This is a genomic window from Salmonella sp. SJTUF15591, assembly GCF_043356435.1.
Taxonomy (GTDB): domain Bacteria; phylum Pseudomonadota; class Gammaproteobacteria; order Enterobacterales; family Enterobacteriaceae; genus Salmonella; species Salmonella enterica.
Genome location: NZ_JBEUJO010000004.1, coordinates 80,478 through 100,299 on the forward strand (window position 1 = coordinate 80,478; position 19,822 = coordinate 100,299).

15 protein-coding genes and 1 pseudogene are annotated in these 19,822 nt (G+C 50.7%); 10 read left to right on the forward strand and 6 right to left on the reverse strand.

Translation table 11 applies throughout. The features are described from left to right. The 3 genes from ABVM99_RS10495 to ABVM99_RS10505 form a co-directional block, all read right to left on the reverse strand. The gene (locus ABVM99_RS10495; RefSeq protein ID WP_023195647.1) at nucleotides 1-2,562 is read right to left on the reverse strand and encodes a fimbrial outer membrane usher protein; all 2,562 of its coding nucleotides are present in this window, start codon (nucleotides 2,560-2,562) and stop codon (nucleotides 1-3) included. Next, entirely contained in the window at nucleotides 2,546-3,307 is a 762-nt protein-coding gene (gene stbB, locus ABVM99_RS10500) for a fimbrial biogenesis chaperone StbB (RefSeq protein ID WP_000781492.1), read from the reverse strand. Before stbB ends, ABVM99_RS10495 begins: the two co-directional genes overlap by 17 nt. Nucleotides 3,308-3,368: 61 nt before the next feature. Then, nucleotides 3,369-3,905, reverse strand: coding sequence for a fimbrial protein (locus tag ABVM99_RS10505; RefSeq protein WP_393926916.1), 537 nt, complete (start codon nucleotides 3,903-3,905; stop codon nucleotides 3,369-3,371). A 663-nt stretch (nucleotides 3,906-4,568) separates the two neighbouring features. Between ABVM99_RS10505 and ABVM99_RS10510 the strand changes: the two genes are divergently transcribed. From ABVM99_RS10510 to ABVM99_RS10550, 9 genes and pseudogenes are all read left to right on the forward strand, one after another. After that, nucleotides 4,569-5,303: a hypothetical protein gene (locus ABVM99_RS10510; protein WP_023195648.1), complete on the forward strand. Its 735-nt coding sequence runs from the start codon at nucleotides 4,569-4,571 to the stop codon at nucleotides 5,301-5,303. Then, nucleotides 5,276-5,576 (forward strand): annotated as a pseudogene (locus ABVM99_RS10515) (hypothetical protein). Before ABVM99_RS10510 ends, ABVM99_RS10515 begins: the two are co-directional and overlap by 28 nt. A gap of 501 nt (nucleotides 5,577-6,077) precedes the next feature. Continuing rightward, nucleotides 6,078-7,652, forward strand: a complete 1,575-nt coding sequence (locus ABVM99_RS10520; RefSeq protein ID WP_072101849.1) for an EAL domain-containing protein — start codon at nucleotides 6,078-6,080, stop codon at nucleotides 7,650-7,652. Between the two features lie 99 nt (nucleotides 7,653-7,751). Continuing rightward, on the forward strand, nucleotides 7,752-8,495 hold the full coding sequence (locus ABVM99_RS10525; RefSeq protein ID WP_000081365.1) for a transcriptional regulator: 744 nt from the start codon (nucleotides 7,752-7,754) through the stop codon (nucleotides 8,493-8,495). Beyond that, nucleotides 8,468-8,956, forward strand: a complete 489-nt coding sequence (locus ABVM99_RS10530; RefSeq protein ID WP_023195651.1) for a hypothetical protein — start codon at nucleotides 8,468-8,470, stop codon at nucleotides 8,954-8,956. Before ABVM99_RS10525 ends, ABVM99_RS10530 begins: the two co-directional genes overlap by 28 nt. Nucleotides 8,957-9,357: 401 nt before the next feature. Beyond that, nucleotides 9,358-9,882 (forward strand): Ail/Lom family outer membrane beta-barrel protein, encoded by a 525-nt coding sequence (locus ABVM99_RS10535; protein WP_000830237.1) that lies wholly within the window; start codon nucleotides 9,358-9,360, stop codon nucleotides 9,880-9,882. A gap of 143 nt (nucleotides 9,883-10,025) precedes the next feature. Continuing rightward, a complete protein-coding gene (locus ABVM99_RS10540) occupies nucleotides 10,026-10,667 on the forward strand; it encodes a helix-turn-helix transcriptional regulator (RefSeq protein WP_000610824.1) in 642 nt (213 codons plus the stop codon). Between the two features lie 10 nt (nucleotides 10,668-10,677). Next, complete coding sequence (locus ABVM99_RS10545; RefSeq protein ID WP_000737124.1) at nucleotides 10,678-10,902, forward strand: membrane protein; 225 nt, start codon at nucleotides 10,678-10,680, stop codon at nucleotides 10,900-10,902. A 57-nt stretch (nucleotides 10,903-10,959) separates the two neighbouring features. Further along, entirely contained in the window at nucleotides 10,960-11,319 is a 360-nt protein-coding gene (locus tag ABVM99_RS10550; protein ID WP_000722978.1) for a DUF4156 domain-containing protein, read from the forward strand. Nucleotides 11,320-11,388: 69 nt separating this feature from the next. Here the strand turns inward: ABVM99_RS10550 and mdsC are convergent, their stop codons facing one another. From mdsC to mdsA, 3 genes are read right to left on the reverse strand one after another with little or no spacing between them, the layout of a single operon-like run. Then, nucleotides 11,389-12,846, reverse strand: coding sequence for a multidrug efflux transporter outer membrane subunit MdsC (gene mdsC / locus ABVM99_RS10555; protein WP_023195652.1), 1,458 nt, complete (start codon nucleotides 12,844-12,846; stop codon nucleotides 11,389-11,391). 16 nt (nucleotides 12,847-12,862) lie between these two features. Then, nucleotides 12,863-16,030, reverse strand: coding sequence for a multidrug efflux RND transporter permease subunit MdsB (mdsB, locus tag ABVM99_RS10560; protein ID WP_000673152.1), 3,168 nt, complete (start codon nucleotides 16,028-16,030; stop codon nucleotides 12,863-12,865). After that, nucleotides 16,027-17,253 (reverse strand): multidrug efflux RND transporter periplasmic adaptor subunit MdsA, encoded by a 1,227-nt coding sequence (gene mdsA / locus ABVM99_RS10565; RefSeq protein WP_052938264.1) that lies wholly within the window; start codon nucleotides 17,251-17,253, stop codon nucleotides 16,027-16,029. Before mdsA ends, mdsB begins: the two co-directional genes overlap by 4 nt. Before the next feature lie 276 nt (nucleotides 17,254-17,529). Here mdsA and golT point away from each other — a divergent pair, with 276 nt between their 5' ends. Further along, complete coding sequence (gene golT, locus ABVM99_RS10570; RefSeq protein WP_000083312.1) at nucleotides 17,530-19,818, forward strand: gold/copper-translocating P-type ATPase GolT; 2,289 nt, start codon at nucleotides 17,530-17,532, stop codon at nucleotides 19,816-19,818. Nucleotides 19,819-19,822: the final 4 nt, after the last annotated feature.

A 19,822-nucleotide genomic window follows, 5' to 3' on the forward strand; every position in this document is an offset into this window, starting at 1 on the left:
CTATTCCTTCTCGCAGATTTTGTTCAGATAGAGAAACGGTTCTTTGGTGTGAAGATCGAGTTGGTAGGCAACCCGGCAACGCTGGTTTGCCCCTGTTCCCCAGCGCACCAGTAGAGAACCCGACGGATGGGCGATACGGGCATAAATCTGCCCACTCTGGCCGACCATGCCGATGTTTGTGCCTTCACCGTTGAAAACATCAGCGCCCATTGGCGGTATGCCGCCATCCGGCATCTTCACGGAGATCAGCACTGCTTTGCCGCTGATAGTGGCGAAATTGACACGCGCGATGGCGCCGGCATAGGGCACAATCTGCTGACTTCCTCCCGTCAGTTCGGCATCGCTGCGCATCTTACGGGTATCGAGCGTAACGTTATTGACGCGGTAAGGAGATAACGAAGGCAGAATGGCGTAACCAAAGCGATCAACCACAGCGCCCTGGCCATTTTGTACGATCGCGCCCTGCGCGCCATCGGCATGAATAAGCGCAAAGGTATCGCTGGTATAGGGGCCAGCCGTCAGACCGCCAGGGTGAAGAACCAGGGTGCCGGACGCGCCCAGCCCTTCCTGACGATAGTTATCACCCTGGTCATAGTTGGCGCGAAGTGCGCCAAACCGGGTGTTCTGTTGTAGATTACCGCCAAACGTCGTTGGCGCGCTGCTATCGCTATTACTATTGCGATAACGCTCGTAGCCGCCATAAACCGACCATGACAGGTCGCTGTTTTCACCGCTACTGCCGGTCATGGATACGGTTGAAGAACGGCTTTGACTGGACTGGTTATAATTCATGGCGACAGACGTTCTGTTTTCGCCCCAATCCAGCGGTATAGAGACATTAAACGACATTGTGGTTTCGGTATATTTTTGTCGGCTACTCACGTCCAGTGGTTCGTTAACGCCGTGATAAAAGCGATCGTAATCCCAGGTGGTGCGCTGTCGTGCGATATTCACCCCGTAGCTTATATTCCGCCACTGGTTGCTATACCCCATTTGTAGCTGTGTTATACGCGATTGGTTATTGTAGTAGTCTGCGGTGCTGGCGCTGAGGTTAAGCGTGCCCAGCCGTCCTAACGGCTGGCTTACCGTCGCGGACAGGCGATTGCGCTGATGCAGCGTGTCGGAGTAGTAATCAATCCCTGTTTTTGCTTCCCGGCGTACGCCGAGCACGTCCTGAAGATCGCGAAAGCCGTTGGTTGAATAACGATAAGCCGCCAGTACCAGGTTAGTGCCGGTGGTAAACGTTTTGCTGTAACTGAGTTCCGCGCGCCAGCCTTGCTGGCGATCGTTATGCTCTGCGCGCGCATTCGACCAGGTGGCGTTAAGGCCGAACGCGCCCATACCGGTGGCCCAGACGCCGCCCGCCAGCCATGCCTGGTAACGCTGCGCAATTCGTGAACCGAGGTTGAGGGTAATGGTGTTATTAACGCCGTGCTGGAACGTTCCCTCAAAGAAACGATTTTCAATATCGTAGTACTGACGAACCCTGCCGAAGGCCAGCGAATAGTGCCAGTTACCGGGACGTACCGAATCCGGCACGGAAGAATAAGGCACGGTGAAACGTGAGGTTTTACCGCTGGCCTCGATAACCTCTACCTCCAGATCGCCTTGATAACGGGTGTTGTACAGATCGTCAATATAAAATGGGCCCGGCGGATCGTTGGTTTCATAAATCACTTTCCCCAGTTGTTTTACTACCACGTGCGCGCTACTGGCCGCTACGCCCCGAACTTCCGGCGCATAACCGCGTTTGCCCTGCGGGCGCATCCGCTCGTCGGTGACAAGCTTAGCCCCGTTAAAGGACAGACTGCCGAATAAGCTGGAGTCCGTATAGCTATCGCCCAGCGACAGGATACTGTTAATAGACGCGACAGGTCTTTGCACCCAGGTTCGAACGCTATTATAGCGCCAGGCGCTTCCGCCCTGGTTGCTATTGGCATAGCGCAGATTACTTTGATGACGGACCTGCCAAAGTCCGAGGTTAACGCCCATGTTTAAACCGCTCCATAAGTATTGGTAGCGATAATGGCTGTCGGTATTTTCGGTGTGGGTCCAGTTTGTGTTATGGCGTAAAAACAGCGCCAGCGCGCCGCTATCCCACTCTGAAGGGGAGATATAACCGCGCGGTTTGTGCGTAAGTTCGGTCATTGGAATCGTCAGCAACAGGCGAAGCGTGGCGCTATCAAATTGCCAGCCGGCATGAGGTACCCACTCCCTGAGCGGGCGACACTCGGTCGCAGCGTCGGTCGCGGGGAGTGATTTTATCTGTGCTGCTTTCATCACCGATAAGGGCAGGCAGGGTTCAGTCTGTTGACCCTCTTTTACAGCATTAAATCGAATATTAGTGCTCGAGGTTACCAGCGTGCCATTAACGTAAACGTCGGCAAGATAGTCTCCGGAAGGCGTTTGCTGTTCATTAAAACGGGCAATATTTTGTCCGTAAGTGGCCCCCTGAAGTAGCGCAGGATCAAAATAATACTCTTCACCCTGCGCGGAGCCTGAGCAAACTATGGCGATCAATAGCGCAAGGCTTTTGCGGTTCAAATTAATGGTGGGGGACATCGTAGCTCTCGCTTATCCTTGCGCCCAGGTCGTTAACCAAAGTAACGGTGACTGTACCGGAGAAGGATTTGAGTGACCGTTTGCCCGGCAGCCACCAGGTTTGACTGGAGAAAGGGGCAATCATGTCAGCATCCAGGTTATACGAAGCGCCGTTCACTTTTACATTCAGGTTACTTAAAGAGGCAAACCAGGGCTGCGGATTAACAATAACAATACCGCTTTTTCCGGAACCCTTATTTACCGTTTTAATCTGTAGTTTTTTCGCCAGATTATCAGGTTTACCTAGCCCGTCAGGACGATAGAAAAGTTTTATTCTTGAGCGCAGCATCACCAACATTTTATTTTGCCCGCTGTCGCTGCCAATATTCGTTGGTGGTACCTGTAATACGTTAAACCAGAATACTGACTCACGATCCTGCGGCAATTTTTTCGTGTTGTTATAAATTACGCGTACCACCTGGCCTGCTTTGGGTTGAATACGAAATACCGGCGGCGTGGCAATAAACGGCATCGCGCTGCTATTTTCCGGGCTGGTATTCATATCGCCATCGTCAAACCAGGTTTGTACGATATAAGGTATTGCGTCATTATTTTTTAACTGCACATCTACGGAGGAGGCTGTTGATGGGTAAATTATTCGGCTACCCAAAATAGTAACGCTCGCCCACGATGCTGTGGCGGGTAGAGCCAGCAATAGAAAAACTATTAAGTAATATAATGCGGAATGTCGGGTATCCATTTTCATCTCAACAACTCCCTGGCGATTGAAAATGGTCTGGCGTTTCAACGCCAGACCGTAGCGACGATTATTTATACGAAACGGCGTATTGTAGGGTGGCAGCGACTGTCCCTGCCTCTGCTTTCCCGGTAGAGTAATACCGCGCGGTATAAGTCGCGCTCGCTTCAGAAGCATTTGGTTCCAGCTGTAGGTCGCCGTCGCCAGTAAAGCCGCCGGTCAGATTGATTGGCTCCCCTGAAGTGTCGAGTAATTGGACTTCAACATTTTTCGCGCTGCCAGTATTACCCAGGTTACCGTTACTGGTGACCTGATTACCGACAAAGACGGTGGAAATTTTTGTTGTTTTGTCCTTAGAGCCGGTACACCCGGACAGCCCAATATCAAACGTTATTGGCCCCGCAGTTTTCCCTTGTTCTGATAAATCTTTAGTACTTACTGTTGGCAATAACACGACGGGTTTAGCCTGATTACCATTAATCACGATAGAGCATGTTTCATCAGAGACTTCCCCTTGAAAGGTGATGGTGTTATCAGAAACAGCCATCGCGCTGCTGGAGACAAGAAGCGAACCTGTGATCATTGCTAAATATTTTTTCATAGACATATGATAATGTTCCTGTATTAATCTTTACTTTTTCAGGACGAGTGCAATTCGCCCGAATGTTTCGTGCTTATGGAGGAGTGGTAAAAATAACGATTATTAACTCTATTTTTGGATGTGAGCTATACCCTCCTGACTATTGATAATGCGATATAAAACAAACAGACTTATTTCTCTTATCATGAAATAGAGCGATAAGCGCTTTCGTCCATACATCTCATTGGTACAACTGATAGTGTTATCATTTGATTGAGTGTAATCCGATAACAATTCTCTCCGCGTCTGAATAGATAGACTATGTTGCAATACAAACCTGCACATTTTTGCTATGTAAAATCCGTATCAGGTAAACCTCCCGATGGATAATACGATGGTGAGATTAAGGTAAATTTTCTGAAATGTGCTTCTGAAACAGTATAATTAGTCTTACTTTTTTCTTACTTTTGGCCTTTCAGAAGTTTCCTGAGTTTGCGTTAAGGTAAAGAAAAGTGTTCAGATTTACCTATAACTGTTTGATTTGTAATGTGCAGGTAATGCTTGTGTCAATTATTGTTTACTATAAGTGAGACTTATAAGTTAAACTCAGGTTAATTAGGGGGCTGAATTCTTTTTTGAGCATGATAATATGTCGTCTGAATGATGGATGCAGTTACCTTTAGGATTGTCATGAATGAAAGCATATTTTTACTTGATAAGCGTGTTGTATTTGATAGTACGAAGATGACCTTATCGCATGGTAATGAGATAATCAGAATATCAGAAGCTGAGACCCATCTGCTTCTTGCTTTTTGGCATGGTCTTTACAAAAAAGAAGATATTATTCATTTTGTTTGGGAAAATCGTGGAGGCTGCGTCTCAGAATCAAGTTACTATAAACTCATTAATCAAATGAGAAATGATTTTAGTAGCATCGGTCTACAGCCATCTGATATCGTAACTCGCCCTCGGGTGGGGGTATCGCTGTCTGTTGCCATTGAACCTATAAAAAAAATCACCTCCCTAAAGGTGAGTGATGAAAACGTTAAAGGCACCCCGACTCGGGAGAACATATTTTACAAAATTAAACGTCACAGCGTATTTGTGGTATTAACAGGAGCCATTCTTTTGGCATTGCTCTATGGTGTATTTACTATATATAAAGCGCCTGTTCGTAACAGCCCTGATAGTTTTTTTACATATCTTGGTGAATATAACGATTATGCAATCTATAAAACAAAAGAGGATAAGGTCACATTAAGTGAAGTAGTTTTTGCTTTTAACTCTCTAAAAATTAAAATTTACCGGCAAAATGGACGCCATCTTTATTATATCAGGGAGCCAAATATGAATATTTTTCTGCAATGCTTAAATCCTGTTGAAATGGCGGTGCCAAAATGTATTACAGTAAAAGAACGTTACTGATTATATTTGTAATATTTATCGCCATTGTCGCAATCGGATCGGTAATAGCGCTTGAGTGGGTAAATCGTGACTCTTATAGAACCAATAATCTTATATGCACGACAAAATCAGAAGCGTATATTGAACCACGAAAATTGTACATGGATGGTGGACTTGTGCTGGATCTTAAATCCGGCAGGATTACCCTACACTACGATGTTACTACCGATACGAAAGAGAAGCGGCTTTTTTTTCGTGACATCTGCATCAGCAAACTGCGCAGAACGGGTATGAAAACATTTACTTTTAAAGTCAATTCAGTTAAGACCTTTGAGTCTGATACTGCTGGCGATTTGTTTTCCTGGTTGAGACTGTTACAGCCTGGTACGATTAATGAGTTAAAGATGGTCAAAGTTGGGAAAAATACCTACATGTTTTCGCTTAATCGACATTTGTATAATGTGTGTACCACCAGTAGTAACGTTGAGTTGTAGCCAATAATCCCTGTATTGATGGGAATTCGTTCCGTGATGGTTATGCCTCATCAGGCAGCGAACCTGGCATCTGGCTAACATATTGAATTTAGATATCTGCTATCGCTTATTTTAACGATAGTACCCTGCACCTGTTGGGTATTGATATTTTCTTGTCTATTTTCGGCACAGGGAGTGCCATCTTGCTATCATTAAGAACGTATAACCTATCTCTCAATATTGCTTTTCTATATTAATGTTACTTTAGTTATCCTATAAAAGCGTACAGTGGCAAAAGGAAGGCCGGTAAGAGGGCAATGATTTGAAAGTAAGAAAGCTATTTCTGATGTTGTTTATTGCCGTTCCACTGATCGTAATGATATTGGTGGGGTTACTCGCGGGTATCTTCCAGCTAAAACGAGATATCGCCGTCAGCGCCAATACGCTGCTGCGGTTTAGCGCGGATATATCTGCCGCCTCCTGGCAAGTCGCCGGAAAAGCCGCCAGACTGGCTGAGAGTTCCTGCACTGATACGCTGAAAGAACTGTCCAGAACGCGGGCCTTCACTCCTTATGTCCGTGACATTGGGTTTCTGGAAAATGGTGATATCACTTGCTCCTTTGTCACAGGAACCGAACGCTATCATTTTTCCCGGCTGGCAGGGCTTTCTTTACCTGCTTCTTATCCGGAACGGTGGTTGCGATCTATCGGTAGTATGGCCGAAGGACCCGATCGCCTTGTTGTGGTTTATGTGAAAAAAGTAGCAGCGAATAAAGCGGCCTTCGTCATTGTGGATTCGCAGTATGTCCAGGAGCTCATAGAGATATTGGCAGCAGAGAGAGCATCAGCCTTTAGCCTGACATTCGGCGCAGGGGAGGCGATTACCAGCGCTGCGACGTTGCGCGGTAAGGCGTTTTTAACGCAGCGCTTCACCTCAACCGATCACGCTATCCAGCTGATGGTGCGAACCCCTTTCTCAACGTTATCGGCATACTGGTTACAAAACCTTTTTATTTTTGTTCCGCTGTCATTGTGTCTTTCTGTAGGGATGATGTTGTTCTACAGGCGCTGGTATTTAAAACGTTTATCTCTGGCCCGGGAGATTGCCAGGGGAATAACGCACAATGAGTTTACGGTACATTATCAGCCTGTTTTTAATGTTAAACACGGTAGTTGCGGCGGCGTGGAGGCGCTAATGCGCTGGCCGCAACCGGATGGCCGTTTTATAACTCCCGATATTTTTATTACCGCCGCAGAAAATGAAGGCATGATTATTCCACTCTCTCGTCATCTGTTCGAACTGATTGCTCATGACGTAATAAACTGGACTGTACCGGATGATTTCTATATCAGCGTAAATATATCGCCTGCGCATCTTATGGATGACGGTTTTATACAAGATATAGAGGCGCTCAGGACTCGTTTGGGAACGATAACGCTTATGTTGGAGCTCACCGAGCGTAGCCTGATTGTAGAACCTTCACAGGTCGCAGAAAAACTTTCAACGCTCCGTGAAAAAGGCGTGTTAATAGCGATTGATGATTTTGGGACCGGCTATTGCTCACTCTCCTATCTCCAACAATTACCTGTAGACTCTCTTAAAATAGACAGAACGTTTATCGATACCATTGATACCAGCAGCAATGATGTTCCTGTCCTGGATACTATCATTACGCTGAGTCAGCGACTGAGGCTCAATGTGGTTGCCGAAGGGGTCAGTACCCAGCACCAATTGCGTTACATCTTAAGCCACGGGGTAGGATTCGTTCAGGGATTTCTTTATGCCAGGCCGATGGAGGCTAATGACTTTATGGGCTGGCTTGGCAAGTCGGCCCAGAGGCAAAATGGTTTGCTCAAGGGGGAAAACGAATCTGCGAGTGGCCTGGTGGCTGAATAATACAGGAGCTCGCTACGGAAAAAAATTCAATAGCGCGATATATCTTGGTAATATGTTTATGCCGTGAAGAAACGTGATAGCACTGGGGCGGATATTTTTATGAGTCAGAACAATTATCTGATTGACAAAAGAGTTATTCTTGATTGTGAACGAATGACGCTTTCCTGCGCCGGAGAGTCGATAACGATATCTGAATCGGAACGCAGTTTGCTTATCGCTTTTCATGAAGGCCTTTTTAAAAAAGATGATTTAATTAACTATGTCTGGGGGCGCAAAGGTGTCGTGGTCTCTGATGCCAGTTATTATAAATTGATTAACCAGCTACGAGGGTCATTTGATAAAATTGGTCTTAAGGGGGCATCTGTTGTGACTCGCCCTCGCGTGGGTGTTTTACTCTCAGTTTCCATTGAACCGTTGAGTGATGAGGCGCAAAATACGCCGTTGCCTGCTGTTGCTGAAACAGAATTATCGACAGTTGAAGTGCGACGCGATGACACTATTATCCCCCCAATACCGGGAGCTGTGAATAAAAAAGATTGGCTCTACTTTTGCCTGGCCGCGCTTCTGATGTTTTTTATGATGTATAAAGTTAAGGGTGAAAATATTGATTACTTTACCCTCCAGGGTTCGTATGATGGATACACTTTTTATAGTGTCGGGCATGATAAAACCCATCTGACGGATATCGTTGAAGCGTACTCTGAGATGAGTAATGAAATACATAAACAAAACGGAAAAATCATTTATTACATTCGCGTTCCTAATACAAATATTTTTGTCCAGTGTCTTAACCAACTTGATATAGCGGAGCCGAAATGCATTTCCATAAAAGAACGTTATTAAGCGTGGCGACGTTTGGTATGTTGGCTGTTTCAGTCGTACTGATGGTAGTTTGGGTACGAAACAGTAACCATAGTTCTATTAATACTAATGAATTTTTATGTACGACAAGAACAGTAACGACGATACAGCCTAAAGATATCCATGCCGATGGCAGTCTTGTTCTTGATTTTAAGATGAAGAGAATTACGCTTCAATATGAAATAAAAACAAAAGATAACGGTGTAAAAATATTATACCGGGACGTGTATATGAAAAATTTACATCGAACAGCGCCTGGTGTTTATACGTTCGAAGTATCCCAGGTAAAAGTCTTTGCCACGGACACGGCTGGCGATATGTTATCATATTTACGGGTTCTGCATCCGGAAGCGGCTAATGAGATTCGAATATCTAAAGTGGGTGAGAAAACCTTTTTTTATTCTCTTAATCGGCAGCTTTATAACGTTTGTACCGCGCAGTAGATCTGAATGTTGTCTGAATGCGTCAGAAAGCGAGTTGCGAACTTGCCCTCCGCAAGGGTAAAGGTTAACTCGATCACCAGTTAAAGCGCATTAAAAACAATTAGTTATGAATTTCTTGCTCTTCATGGTGGTAACTGATACTCGCTGATAACCTCTCGCAGCCCGCCTGACGGATGCGATGCCAGGATCGGGTCTGAAGCAACTATGAATCCGCTATTAATAAAAAAGTAAGAACTCTGTAAGACTGATTTCATATCCATTATCGAATATATCAGGTTATATTACCTCCGCAGTTGGCATGACTGGTAATAAGCGCATTAGGTGTTCTTAATCTAAATGCTATTTGTGTGCCATAAGTTCCGGTACCGCCTTAATTATATATCAAAAATGGAGTGGTTTTAATGAAAAGACGGTCTTCGTTCCTTGTTTTTTTAGGTTTATTATTAGCGTCACCTTTAGCTTTGGCTAACGATCAGCACACCGTATCGTTTGGTTATGCACAAACTCATCTCAGTTCATTGAAAAATAGCGATAGCAAAGATCTGCGAGGCTTTAATTTTAAATATCGTTACGAGTTCAATGAGACCTGGGGGATGTTAGGCTCATTCACCGCGACGCGCAATGAAATGGAGAACTACACCTGGAAAGAGGGGAAATTGCATAAAAATGGTTCCGATTCTGTAGACTACGGTTCTTTGATGTTTGGACCAACATATCGTTTTAATGACTATGTGAGCCTGTACGGCAATGCGGGTATAGCGACGATGAAATTTAATAAACACTCAAAAGAAGACTCCTTTGCCTACGGCGCTGGCGTAATATTTAATCCAGTTAAGAGTATATCTATCGATGCATCATGGGAAGCCAGTCGTTTCTTCGCTGTGGATACCAATACATTTGGTGTCAGCGTAGGTTATCGCTTCTGACATTAAAAGTATAAGCGTTACGTTTATGGCAAGGAATTAAAAATAATATGGCGCTGCTACAGAATAGGGATGGTTATGAGCGCTCAGGTAATCTTAAGAGGAAGATAAAACACTCACCGTAGCGTTATTCTATTGATGAAATTATGATAAATTCACTATCGGAACAACTTCCGTTAAAAACGATAGGTATAGTTTTAACGGATGATTATTATACTTATTTAGGCATCGCTTCACTCTTTGAGGATGGGAAGTGCTTTATGTTCCCACTCAATGGAGAATATAATTCGTGTCAGATATCAGCTAGCGAAGATATCATAATTATTATTGATGGACGAGTTTTGATTCAGGGGGTCTGGAAAGGTTTTAAGGCGCTCATGCAGCATTATCCACATGCTCGTCGAATCTGGCTCACGCGCAGAGATATTGGAAAACTTTATCCACATGGCTGCGATAGAGATCCTGATATCGATCCCGATTTGGCAAAGCCTGTTTTTATTGAGCATTTCATTAAATATGCTTGTGCAAACGATGTAGCGGTCGGTGAACTTGCGCCGTTGACAAAAAAGGAGGAGGAGTTGTTATGGCACTTTTTATATAAAAAGTCGATGAGTCAGATCGCCAGTAGCTATGGCATGAGTCGTAAGACTTTGTACATTCATAGATTGCGTATCTGTCGTAAATATGGCTTCAAACGTTTTTTCCATTTGCTATTTATTTACCAAAGAAGTCGCCATATCTTCGCATCTAAAATTTGCCGTGTAGACAAAAACGCCGATCAGGCTTGAAGCAAACAAGATGAAAAAGTTAACGATGAGAGAGTGTGAAAGCATCAATCCTACTTTGCTGCTTGCCATTAAGATACTTATCTCGGCGCTTGACGAAAAAACAAAAATAAGGCTCAGAGAGCATATTGAAAAAACTGAACAAGAAATAGCCTCAAGCATACATGATAGCATCATGACAGAGACTTTTCTTCAGCAAATGAAAGACATTCGTTACATCTTAAATATAGTTCCTTGACGGCGTTCAGAAGCAAGAACGCGTTATTATTTAATGATTAATAGACCAGGTATTAGTATGAAAAAGATCTTAGTATGTTTCGTCGGCTTGGCTTTAACCGCATGTAGCGCTAATTCGTTGAATTATGGCGCTGAACAGGTACGGGTGATGACCAGCGAGCCAGGTAAGGAATGCAGCTACTTAGGGGATATCACGGGCAGCCAGGGGAATTTCTTTACCGGTGGCTGGACTTCCAACAGTAACCTGGAAACGGGTGCCCGTAACGATCTGAAAAACAAAGCTTATAAAATGGGCGGCAATACGGTAGTCCTGTTAACCCAGCGTGCAGGCCAGACAGGAAGTTCATGGCACGGTTCGGGCTCAAGCAAACAAACCAATGTCACGTTAAGCGGGAACGTTTATCGTTGCCCTCGTTAACCTTATTTTGCAGGCAATATATGCCTGTTTAGCGCGCGCGCCGCACTGGCGACGCGGGCGCTATTTGGGCTAACCTTGCTTTTTCTCGCTGTATTCCCGCCAACCGCCGCCTAATGCTTTATACAGGTTAATGATATTTAACTGTTGCATGAGACGTGTGCGCACCAGGCGCTGCTGTGCGCCATAAAGCATACGATGGGTATCAAGCAGCGTAAGGTAGTCATCGACGCCTTCCTGAAAACGGAGTCCGGCCAGTTCATAGGCGATTTGGCTGGCTTCAACTGCGCGTTGTTCTGATTGCACCTGGTCATTCAGCGTACGCTGTCCCGCCAGACCATCCGCCACGTCGCGAAAGGCTTGCTGAATAACGTTTTCATACCTGGCGATTTCAATCTGTTTTTGGACATGCGCCCTATCCAGGTCAGCGCGTAATGCGCCGCCGTGAAAGAGAGGCAAGGTGATTTGCGGTAGAAAACGCCAGCTTCCCGATCCCGGTTCAAAGAGTCCGCTAAGAGACGCGCTGGCCGTTCCCGCCGCGCCTGTCAGGCTGATGGTCGGGAAGAAGGCGGCGCGCGCTGCGCCTATTCGGGCGTTTGCGCCGCGCAGCCTGTACTCGGCGGCGCGAATATCCGGGCGGCGTACCAGCAGATCTGACGGTAATCCGCCTGGCAGTGTGGTCGGGATCGCGCCTTCCGTAAGCGTGACCGCTTCGTTTAGTCGACGCGACAGTTCAGGCGTGAGCGGCTGGCCCAACAGCAATTCCAGCGCGTTACGATCCCGCGCCAACTGTCGCGTATACGCCGCGCGATTGATTTCCGCAGAACGCAGCGCGATCTCCGCCATACGCAGATCGAGCTGTGTGGCGTTGCCTGTCCGGGCAAGCTGGGTTGTCAATGTGTATGAACTTTTTTGCGCGGCCAGCGTATCCTCGGTTAAGCGCAGCAGCTCCCGGTCAGCCCGTAGCGTCAGCCAGGCGCTGGCGACTTCGGAAACCAGGCTCATTCGCGCCGCAATGTACGTCTCATCAAGCGCCATATAGGCGGCTAATGCCTGGTCGCTAAGGCTTCGCACTCGCCCCCAGAGATCCAGTTCCCAGGCCGTCGTCGCCCCAGCCGCCTCGTAGCGTCGGTTAATCTCAGACTCGTCCATGACGCTGAGATCGGCGGGAGTGCGACTGGCGTCCATGGCGGTGGCGATGCCGAGCGTCGGCAGCATCTCCGCGCGCTGAATGCGGTATAACGCCCGGGCGGCTTCAACATTGAGCCCTGCCTTGCGTAAATCCCGATTATTGCGTAACGCGATCGCAATCAGTTCCTGTAGAAGCGGATCGTGGAAGAAATCACGCCAGCCAATGTCAGCGGCATCCGGCGCGCCAGAAACGGTTGACGTTGCGTAGGGATAGACCATCGCAGTCGGCGATGCGGGGCGTTCGTGCTTCGGCGCCATCGTACAGCCAGCAAGCGTGGTGACGAAAGCAAGCGTCGCCAGCGTGGCGGTCTGCCGATAGCCTGTAAAAGTGATCTTCATTATGCCATTCCCATCATTATGCTTGCTGATCATGCGAATCAATGCGGTTCTCACGCTTTAATGCCATCCTGCGAACCACCACGTAAAATACAGGCGTCAATAACAGGCCGAAGAGCGTGACGCCCAACATTCCGGCAAACACGGCGATGCCCATCGCATGTCGCATTTCCGCGCCGGCACCCGTCGCGAGTACCAGCGGTACTACGCCTGCGATAAAGGCGAATGAGGTCATCAGGATAGGACGCAGACGCAGGCGGGACGCTTCCAGTACGGCGGTCAGCGGGTCTGCGCCGTCGTGTTCTTTGGCGCGGGCAAACTCGACAATCAAAATGGCGTTCTTGGCCGCCAGGCCGACCAGCACCACGAAACCAATCTGCGTAAAGATATTGTTATCTCCGCCAGATACCCACACGCCGACAATGGCTGAGAGTAATGACATAGGCGCAATAAGCAGGACGGCGAAGGGCAGCGACCAACTGTTGTACTGCGCCGCCAGGATCAGGAAGGCCAGCAGCACCGCCAGCGCAAAGATAGCAAGCGCAGAATTGCCGGCCTGTTTTTCCTGATAAACCAGATCGGTCCATTCGAAGACCATCCCTTCCGGCAACGTTTCACGCACGATCTTTTCAATCGCGTCCGTCGCCTGTCCGGAGGAGAAACCCGGAGCCGGTCCACCGCTAATATCTACCGAGGGGAAGCCGTTGTAATGGATGATTCTGTCCGGCCCCGACTGGCGCATAATCGTGACGAAAGCGCTAAGCGGGATCATCTCGCCCTTCGCATTGCGGACTTTAAGCAGGCCGATATCCTCTTGTTGCATACGGAATGGCGCATCGGCCTGCGCCATCACCCGCCAGGTACGGCCAAATCGGTTGAAATCATTGACGTAAAGCGAGCCGAGGTTAATTTGCAACGTTTCAAAGATGTCGGTGAGCGATACCCCCATTGATTTCGCCTTTACCCGGTCGATATCCACCTGTAATTGCGGGGCATTCGTCTGGAAACTGGCCAGCATATTGGCCAGTTCGGGCGTCTGCATCGCCTTAGACATAATCTCGCTTTGCACCTTTGTCATCGCTTCAAATCCCAGTTCCGCACGATCTTCAATCTGCAATTTAAAGCCGCCCGTCGCGCCAAGCCCTGGAACCGGCGGCGGCGGGAAGATGCCAATAAACCCGTCGGGAATGTGGCTAAATTTGTGCATTAGCTTTCCGGCGATAGCGTTAGCGGAAAGCGAAGGATCTTCACGCTCGTCAAAGGGTTTCAGCATGGCGAACATCAGCGCCGAATTTGGCACATTTACCGGGCCGTTAACCGACAGACCGGGGAAGACGACGACGCTTTCGACGCCGGGTTCCGCCAGCGCGATAGCGGACATCTGTTTTACGACCGCCTCTGTGCGATCCAACGATGCGCCGCTTGGGAGCTGGGCGATGCCGACGAGATAGTATTTATCCTGCGCAGGCACAAACCCGTTCGGCACCTGATGGAAGCCAAGCCAGGTCAGCCCCACAAAGCCAGCATAGAGCACCATCACAATGACGCTGCCGCGCACGGCCCGACGGACGGCGCTAACATAGCGGTTCGACGCGCTGTCGAAGAAACGGTTAAAGCGATGGAAAAAACCGCCAGTGACCGTGCCCATCAACCGCGTTAGCCAGTCAGCCTTCGCAGTATCGTGGTGCGGTCTTAGCAAAATGGCGGCCAGCGCAGGGGAGAGCGTCAGCGAGTTAATGGCCGAAAGGATGGTCGAAATAGCGATGGTCAACGCGAACTGACGATAAAACTCACCCTGCAGGCCCGCCAGGAATGCGGAAGGGATAAAGACCGCCGTTAGCACCGAGGTAATAGAAAGAATGGGACCAGTGACTTCATCCATCGCCTTCTTTGCCGCCTCTCCGGGACTTTTGCCCTGCGAGATATGCCGTTCCACGTTTTCGACCACAACGATGGCGTCATCAACAACGATCCCTATCGACAGGACCAAACCAAACAGCGAAAGCGTATTCAGCGAAAAGCCAAACAGGTGCATCAAGGCAAAGGTGCCGACCAGCGAAACGGGAACCGCCACCAGAGGAATAATGGACGCCCGCCAGGTTTGCAGGAACAGCACCACGACAAGGACGACCAGCACGAGGGCTTCCAGCAACGTAATCGCCACCGATTGTAGCGATGCGCGCACGAAGACCGTAGGATCATAGGCAATCCGGTATTCGATATCCTGCGGGAAGTTTTGCTGCAACTCATCCATTTTGCCGCGAATCGCGTTAGATACGTCAATTGCATTGGCGCCCGGACTTTGAATAATCTGTAACGCTGGCGCCGCTTCGCCATTCAGTAAACTGCGCAGCGTATAGGCATCTGCGCCCAGCGTGACGCGGGCGACATCACGCAGACGCGTCACCTCGCCGTCAGCGCCGATTTTTACCACAATCTCGCCGAACTGTTCTTCGCTGGTCAGGCGGCCCAGCGTGTTTACCGTCATCTGAAAAGCGGCGGAGGCCTCCGGCTGCTGCCCGACGGAACCGGCGGCGACCTGTACGTTTTGTTCCCGCAACGCCGTAACGATATCACTGGCGGTAAGACCGCGGTTGGCGATTTTCGCCGGGTCCAGCCAGACGCGCATGGCGTACTCGCCCGCGCCCCAGACGAGAACATCGCCGACGCCGGGTAAACGGGCCAGCTCGTCGCGAACCTGCCGGATGGCGAAGTTAGACAGGTAAAGCGAGTCATAGCGTTTTTGCGGCGAGACAAGATGGACCACCATCAACATATCGGGGGACGTTTTCTCCGTTACAACGCCAATTCGCTGGACTTCTTCGGGCAGGCGAGGCAGCGCGCGGGATACCCGGTTTTGCACCTGAATTTGCGCCATATCAGGATCGGTTCCCTGTTCGAAGGCGATAGAGATAACCATGCGACCATCAATGGCCATCTGGGTATTCATATACAACATGCCGTCAACGCCGTTGATCACCTGTTCCAGCGGCGCGGCTACCGTATCGGCAATCACTTGCGGGTTAGCGCCGGGGTAGCTGGCGCTAACCTGTACCGTGGGCGGCGTAACGGCCGGATATTCACTCAGCGGCAGTTTTAAAAAGGCGATAGCGCCAGCCAGCAGCATTAAAAGCGACAGGACGATGGCGAAGATGGGCCGTGCGATGAAAAAGTGGGTGAATTTCATTGGCGCACCGCCTTCGACGCACTGTCGCCGTCCGCTTTAGTCAATGTCGCGGTCTGTTTATCGGTCACATTCTGCCGCATCGGCACCAGACGCGGCGCAACGGTCATGCCAGGACGCACCAGCCCCTTGAGGATGAATTTTTCTCCCGGCTGTACTCCCTGTGTAACGACGCGGAGTCCATCGACCATTTGTCCCAGCTCAACCGGACGATACTCCACCTGATTCTCCTTGCCGACGATCAGCACATAGTTTTTGCCCTGATCGGCGCTCACCGCCAGATCGTCAATTAGCACGGTTTCCCGCGGCTCGCCGATGGGCAAACTGATTCGGGCAAACAGGCCGGGAGAAAGCATTCCGTCGGGGTCAGGAATCACGGCGCGCGCCCGGATAGTGCCGGTGCTGCGGTTCATCTGATTGCCCATAAAGTCGAGTACGCCCTGGTAAGGCAGCCCGTTATCGGTGGTTAACCCCATGTTGACTACCGGTGGATTTTTGTCGGAGCGGGTATGTCGTAACGCCTTCAGCCAGGTGGCTTCGTCAATATCGAAATACACATACATGGGATTGTGAGACACGATAGTCGTCAGAAGCGTGGCGTTACCCGCTACGCCGCCGCTGACCAGATTGCCCCGGGTCACCAGTATGCGGTCAACGCGTCCGGCAATGGGCGCGGTAATACGGGTCCAGGAGAGTTCAAGGCGCGCTGCGGCGACGGCGGCTTTGGCCGATTGCATCTGCGCATGTCGCGCATTACGCGTGGCGGTGACATCGTCAGCGTTTTTACGTGATACGGCGCCGCTGGCGACCAGTCGTTGAATGCGATCGAAATCCGCCTGCGCCTGGCGGGCCAGTACTTCAGCCTGACGTAATTGCGCGACGGCGGTGTCGAGGGCGACCTCGAACGGGCGCGGATCGATCTGGAACAGCAGTTGTCCGCGGCTTACCAGACGTCCTTCCGGAACGCTGACGGCGTCAAGGGTTCCTCCCACGCGCGAACGCAGCTCCACGGTCTCCGGCGCGGCCAGAAAACCGGTGAATTCCGCCGTAGGCGCGAGTGTACGGCTAAGGGCTTTAGCAACCGGTACCGACGGTGGAGGCGGCGCGCTGGCCGGGGGGCCGACGGCGTTGTCTTTATCCCATAGTGCTTCGCCGGCCATGTAAATCACGCCCCCGATGGCGGCGATGACGCCGGCTATCAACATAATTTTGAATGTTCTACGCATGTCGTTTCCCTCTTTACCGCAGCGTGTCGGCCATTCCGCAACGCTGCCGCAGAATTTTTGGCAAAGGCTAGGCGTTACAACGAAGGAAAGGTCAAGCGTTCCTGACGGGTTTTTTCGGGGCGTGGGTCGGCATCGTGGCGTAAATGTCTCGCATCATCCTCTTTTATGAGCCATCTCACATTCTCGCCGAACCGTGCAGCCTGAATACGCTTGACCTTCCCACAATGGCAAGCTTTAGGCTTTCTGATACCGAATAGTCAGGATGGGGAACTCGTCATGAGTCAGTCAGAAAATCGTCACGACACGATAAGCTTGCTTATTGAAGGTATGACCTGCGCGTCGTGCGTCGCTCGCGTTGAAAAAGGTATTAAGGCTGTGCCTGGCGTAACGGACGCTACGGTGAATCTGGCGACGGAGCGCGCCACCGTTCGCGGGACGGCGTCGGCGGAGGCGGTGATCGCGGCGATTGAAAAAACGGGGTATGAGGCGCGACCGGTAGAGACGGCGGGGCAGGGAGAAGACGACTCTGAAGAGAAAAAAGAGGCCGAGCGCGTCAGGCTGAAGCGCGATCTGATTCTCGCCAGCGTGCTGGCGCTCCCCGTTTTTGTGCTTGAAATGGGTTCGCACCTTATTCCTGGTATGCACGAGTGGGTGATAAAAACGATTGGCCTGCAACAAAGCTGGTACTGGCAATTTGCACTGACCCTGTTGGTGCTGACGATCCCCGGTCGCCGTTTTTACCTTAAAGGGTTCCCGGCGCTGGCGCGTCTGGCGCCGGACATGAACTCGCTGGTCGCCGTAGGAACCGCAGCGGCATTCGGCTACTCGCTGGTGGCGACCTTTACGCCCGACCTGTTGCCTGAAGGGACGGTAAACGTCTATTACGAGGCCGCCGCAGTGATTGTCGCGCTTATTCTGCTGGGGCGCTTTCTGGAGGCAAGGGCGAAGGGGCGGACTTCCGAAGCGATTAAACGTCTGGTGGGGCTACAGGCGCGGGTCGCGCATGTGTTACGCGAGGGCCGCATCGTGGATATCCCTGTCGACGAGGTTGTGCTGGGAGACTGTGTGGAGGTTCGGCCAGGCGAGCGGATACCGGTTGACGGCGAAGTGACCGAAGGCCGCAGCTTCGTTGACGAGTCGATGATTACCGGCGAACCGATACCGGTAGAGAAATCCGCAGGAAGCGCGGTGGTGGGCGGTACCGTAAACCAAAAAGGCGCGCTCACGCTGCGGGCGACCGCCGTCGGCGGACAGACCATGCTGGCGCAAATCATTCGTCTGGTGGAACAGGCGCAGGGTTCAAAACTGCCGATTCAGGCCGTCGTGGATAAAGTGACGCTGTGGTTTGTCCCGATGGTGATGCTTATTGCTGCGCTGACCTTTGTGGTATGGCTGGCGTTTGGGCCGTCGCCAGCGCTGACCTTCGCTCTGATCAATGGCGTTGCGGTTCTGATTATCGCCTGTCCTTGCGCGATGGGCCTGGCGACGCCGACCTCCATTATGGTGGGAACCGGTCGTGGGGCTGAAATGGGCGTGCTGTTCCGTAAGGGGGAGGCGTTACAGCTACTCAAAGACGCTAAGGTGGTGGCCGTAGACAAAACCGGGACGCTTACCGAAGGCCGCCCGGTACTGACCGATCTCGACGTGGCCAGTGGCTTTGAACGCCGTGAGGTGCTGGCGAAAGTCGCGGCGGTAGAATCGCGTTCAGAGCATCCGATTGCCCGTGCGATTGTCGTGTCGGCAGAAGAGGAAGGGATCGCGCTACCAGGCATGAGCGGCTTCGAATCGGTGACCGGGATGGGCGTATACGCTACCGTTGACGGTACGCGTGTTGACGTGGGGGCCGATCGCTATATGCGCGAAATTGGCGTGGATATTAGCGGCTTCGCCACCACCGCCGAACGGTTAGGGCAGGAAGGGAAATCGCCGCTCTATGCGGCTATTGACGGTCAACTGGCGGCGATTATCGCCGTGGCCGATCCGATCAAACCCAGTACGCCCGCCGCAATTAACGCTTTACATCAGCTCGGCATTAAGGTCGCCATGATCACTGGCGATAATGCCCGCACGGCACAGGCTATCGCCAGACAGTTAGGGATTGATGACGTGGTTGCCGAGGTATTGCCGGAAGGGAAAGTCGAGGCGATACGGCGCCTGAAAGCGGCGTATGGGCAGGTGGCGTTTGTCGGCGATGGCATCAACGATGCGCCAGCGCTGGCGGAGTCCGACGTGGGGCTGGCGATTGGCACCGGCACCGATGTGGCGGTGGAATCCGCCGACGTCGTACTAATGTCCGGCAACCTGCAAGGCGTGCCGAATGCCATCGCGCTGTCTAAAGCGACCATACGCAATATCCACCAGAATCTGTTCTGGGCCTTTGCTTACAATACGGCGCTGATTCCTGTCGCGGCAGGCGCGCTATTTCCGGTCTGGGGCATATTATTGTCACCGGTATTCGCCGCAGGGGCGATGGCGATGTCGAGCGTGTTCGTGCTGGGCAACGCTTTGCGGCTGCGCCGTTTCCGGGCGCCGATGGCAACCCCATCCGACACATCCACGACATGAGGAG

What these genes read in the sequence shown, in the direction of transcription:
- ABVM99_RS10495 (WP_023195647.1), bottom strand. Translation starts at nt 2,562, where the DNA reads ATGTCCCCCACCATTAATTTGAACCGCAAAAGCCTTGCGCTATTGATC.
- stbB (WP_000781492.1), bottom strand. Translation starts at nt 3,307, where the DNA reads ATGAAAATGGATACCCGACATTCCGCATTATATTACTTAATAGTTTTT.
- ABVM99_RS10505 (WP_393926916.1), bottom strand. Translation starts at nt 3,905, where the DNA reads ATGTCTATGAAAAAATATTTAGCAATGATCACAGGTTCGCTTCTTGTC.
- ABVM99_RS10510 (WP_023195648.1), top strand. Translation starts at nt 4,569, where the DNA reads ATGAATGAAAGCATATTTTTACTTGATAAGCGTGTTGTATTTGATAGT.
- ABVM99_RS10525 (WP_000081365.1), top strand. Translation starts at nt 7,752, where the DNA reads ATGAGTCAGAACAATTATCTGATTGACAAAAGAGTTATTCTTGATTGT.
- ABVM99_RS10530 (WP_023195651.1), top strand. Translation starts at nt 8,468, where the DNA reads ATGCATTTCCATAAAAGAACGTTATTAAGCGTGGCGACGTTTGGTATG.
- ABVM99_RS10535 (WP_000830237.1), top strand. Translation starts at nt 9,358, where the DNA reads ATGAAAAGACGGTCTTCGTTCCTTGTTTTTTTAGGTTTATTATTAGCG.
- ABVM99_RS10540 (WP_000610824.1), top strand. Translation starts at nt 10,026, where the DNA reads ATGATAAATTCACTATCGGAACAACTTCCGTTAAAAACGATAGGTATA.
- ABVM99_RS10545 (WP_000737124.1), top strand. Translation starts at nt 10,678, where the DNA reads ATGAAAAAGTTAACGATGAGAGAGTGTGAAAGCATCAATCCTACTTTG.
- ABVM99_RS10550 (WP_000722978.1), top strand. Translation starts at nt 10,960, where the DNA reads ATGAAAAAGATCTTAGTATGTTTCGTCGGCTTGGCTTTAACCGCATGT.
- mdsC (WP_023195652.1), bottom strand. Translation starts at nt 12,846, where the DNA reads ATGAAGATCACTTTTACAGGCTATCGGCAGACCGCCACGCTGGCGACG.
- mdsB (WP_000673152.1), bottom strand. Translation starts at nt 16,030, where the DNA reads ATGAAATTCACCCACTTTTTCATCGCACGGCCCATCTTCGCCATCGTC.
- mdsA (WP_052938264.1), bottom strand. Translation starts at nt 17,253, where the DNA reads ATGCGTAGAACATTCAAAATTATGTTGATAGCCGGCGTCATCGCCGCC.
- golT (WP_000083312.1), top strand. Translation starts at nt 17,530, where the DNA reads ATGAGTCAGTCAGAAAATCGTCACGACACGATAAGCTTGCTTATTGAA.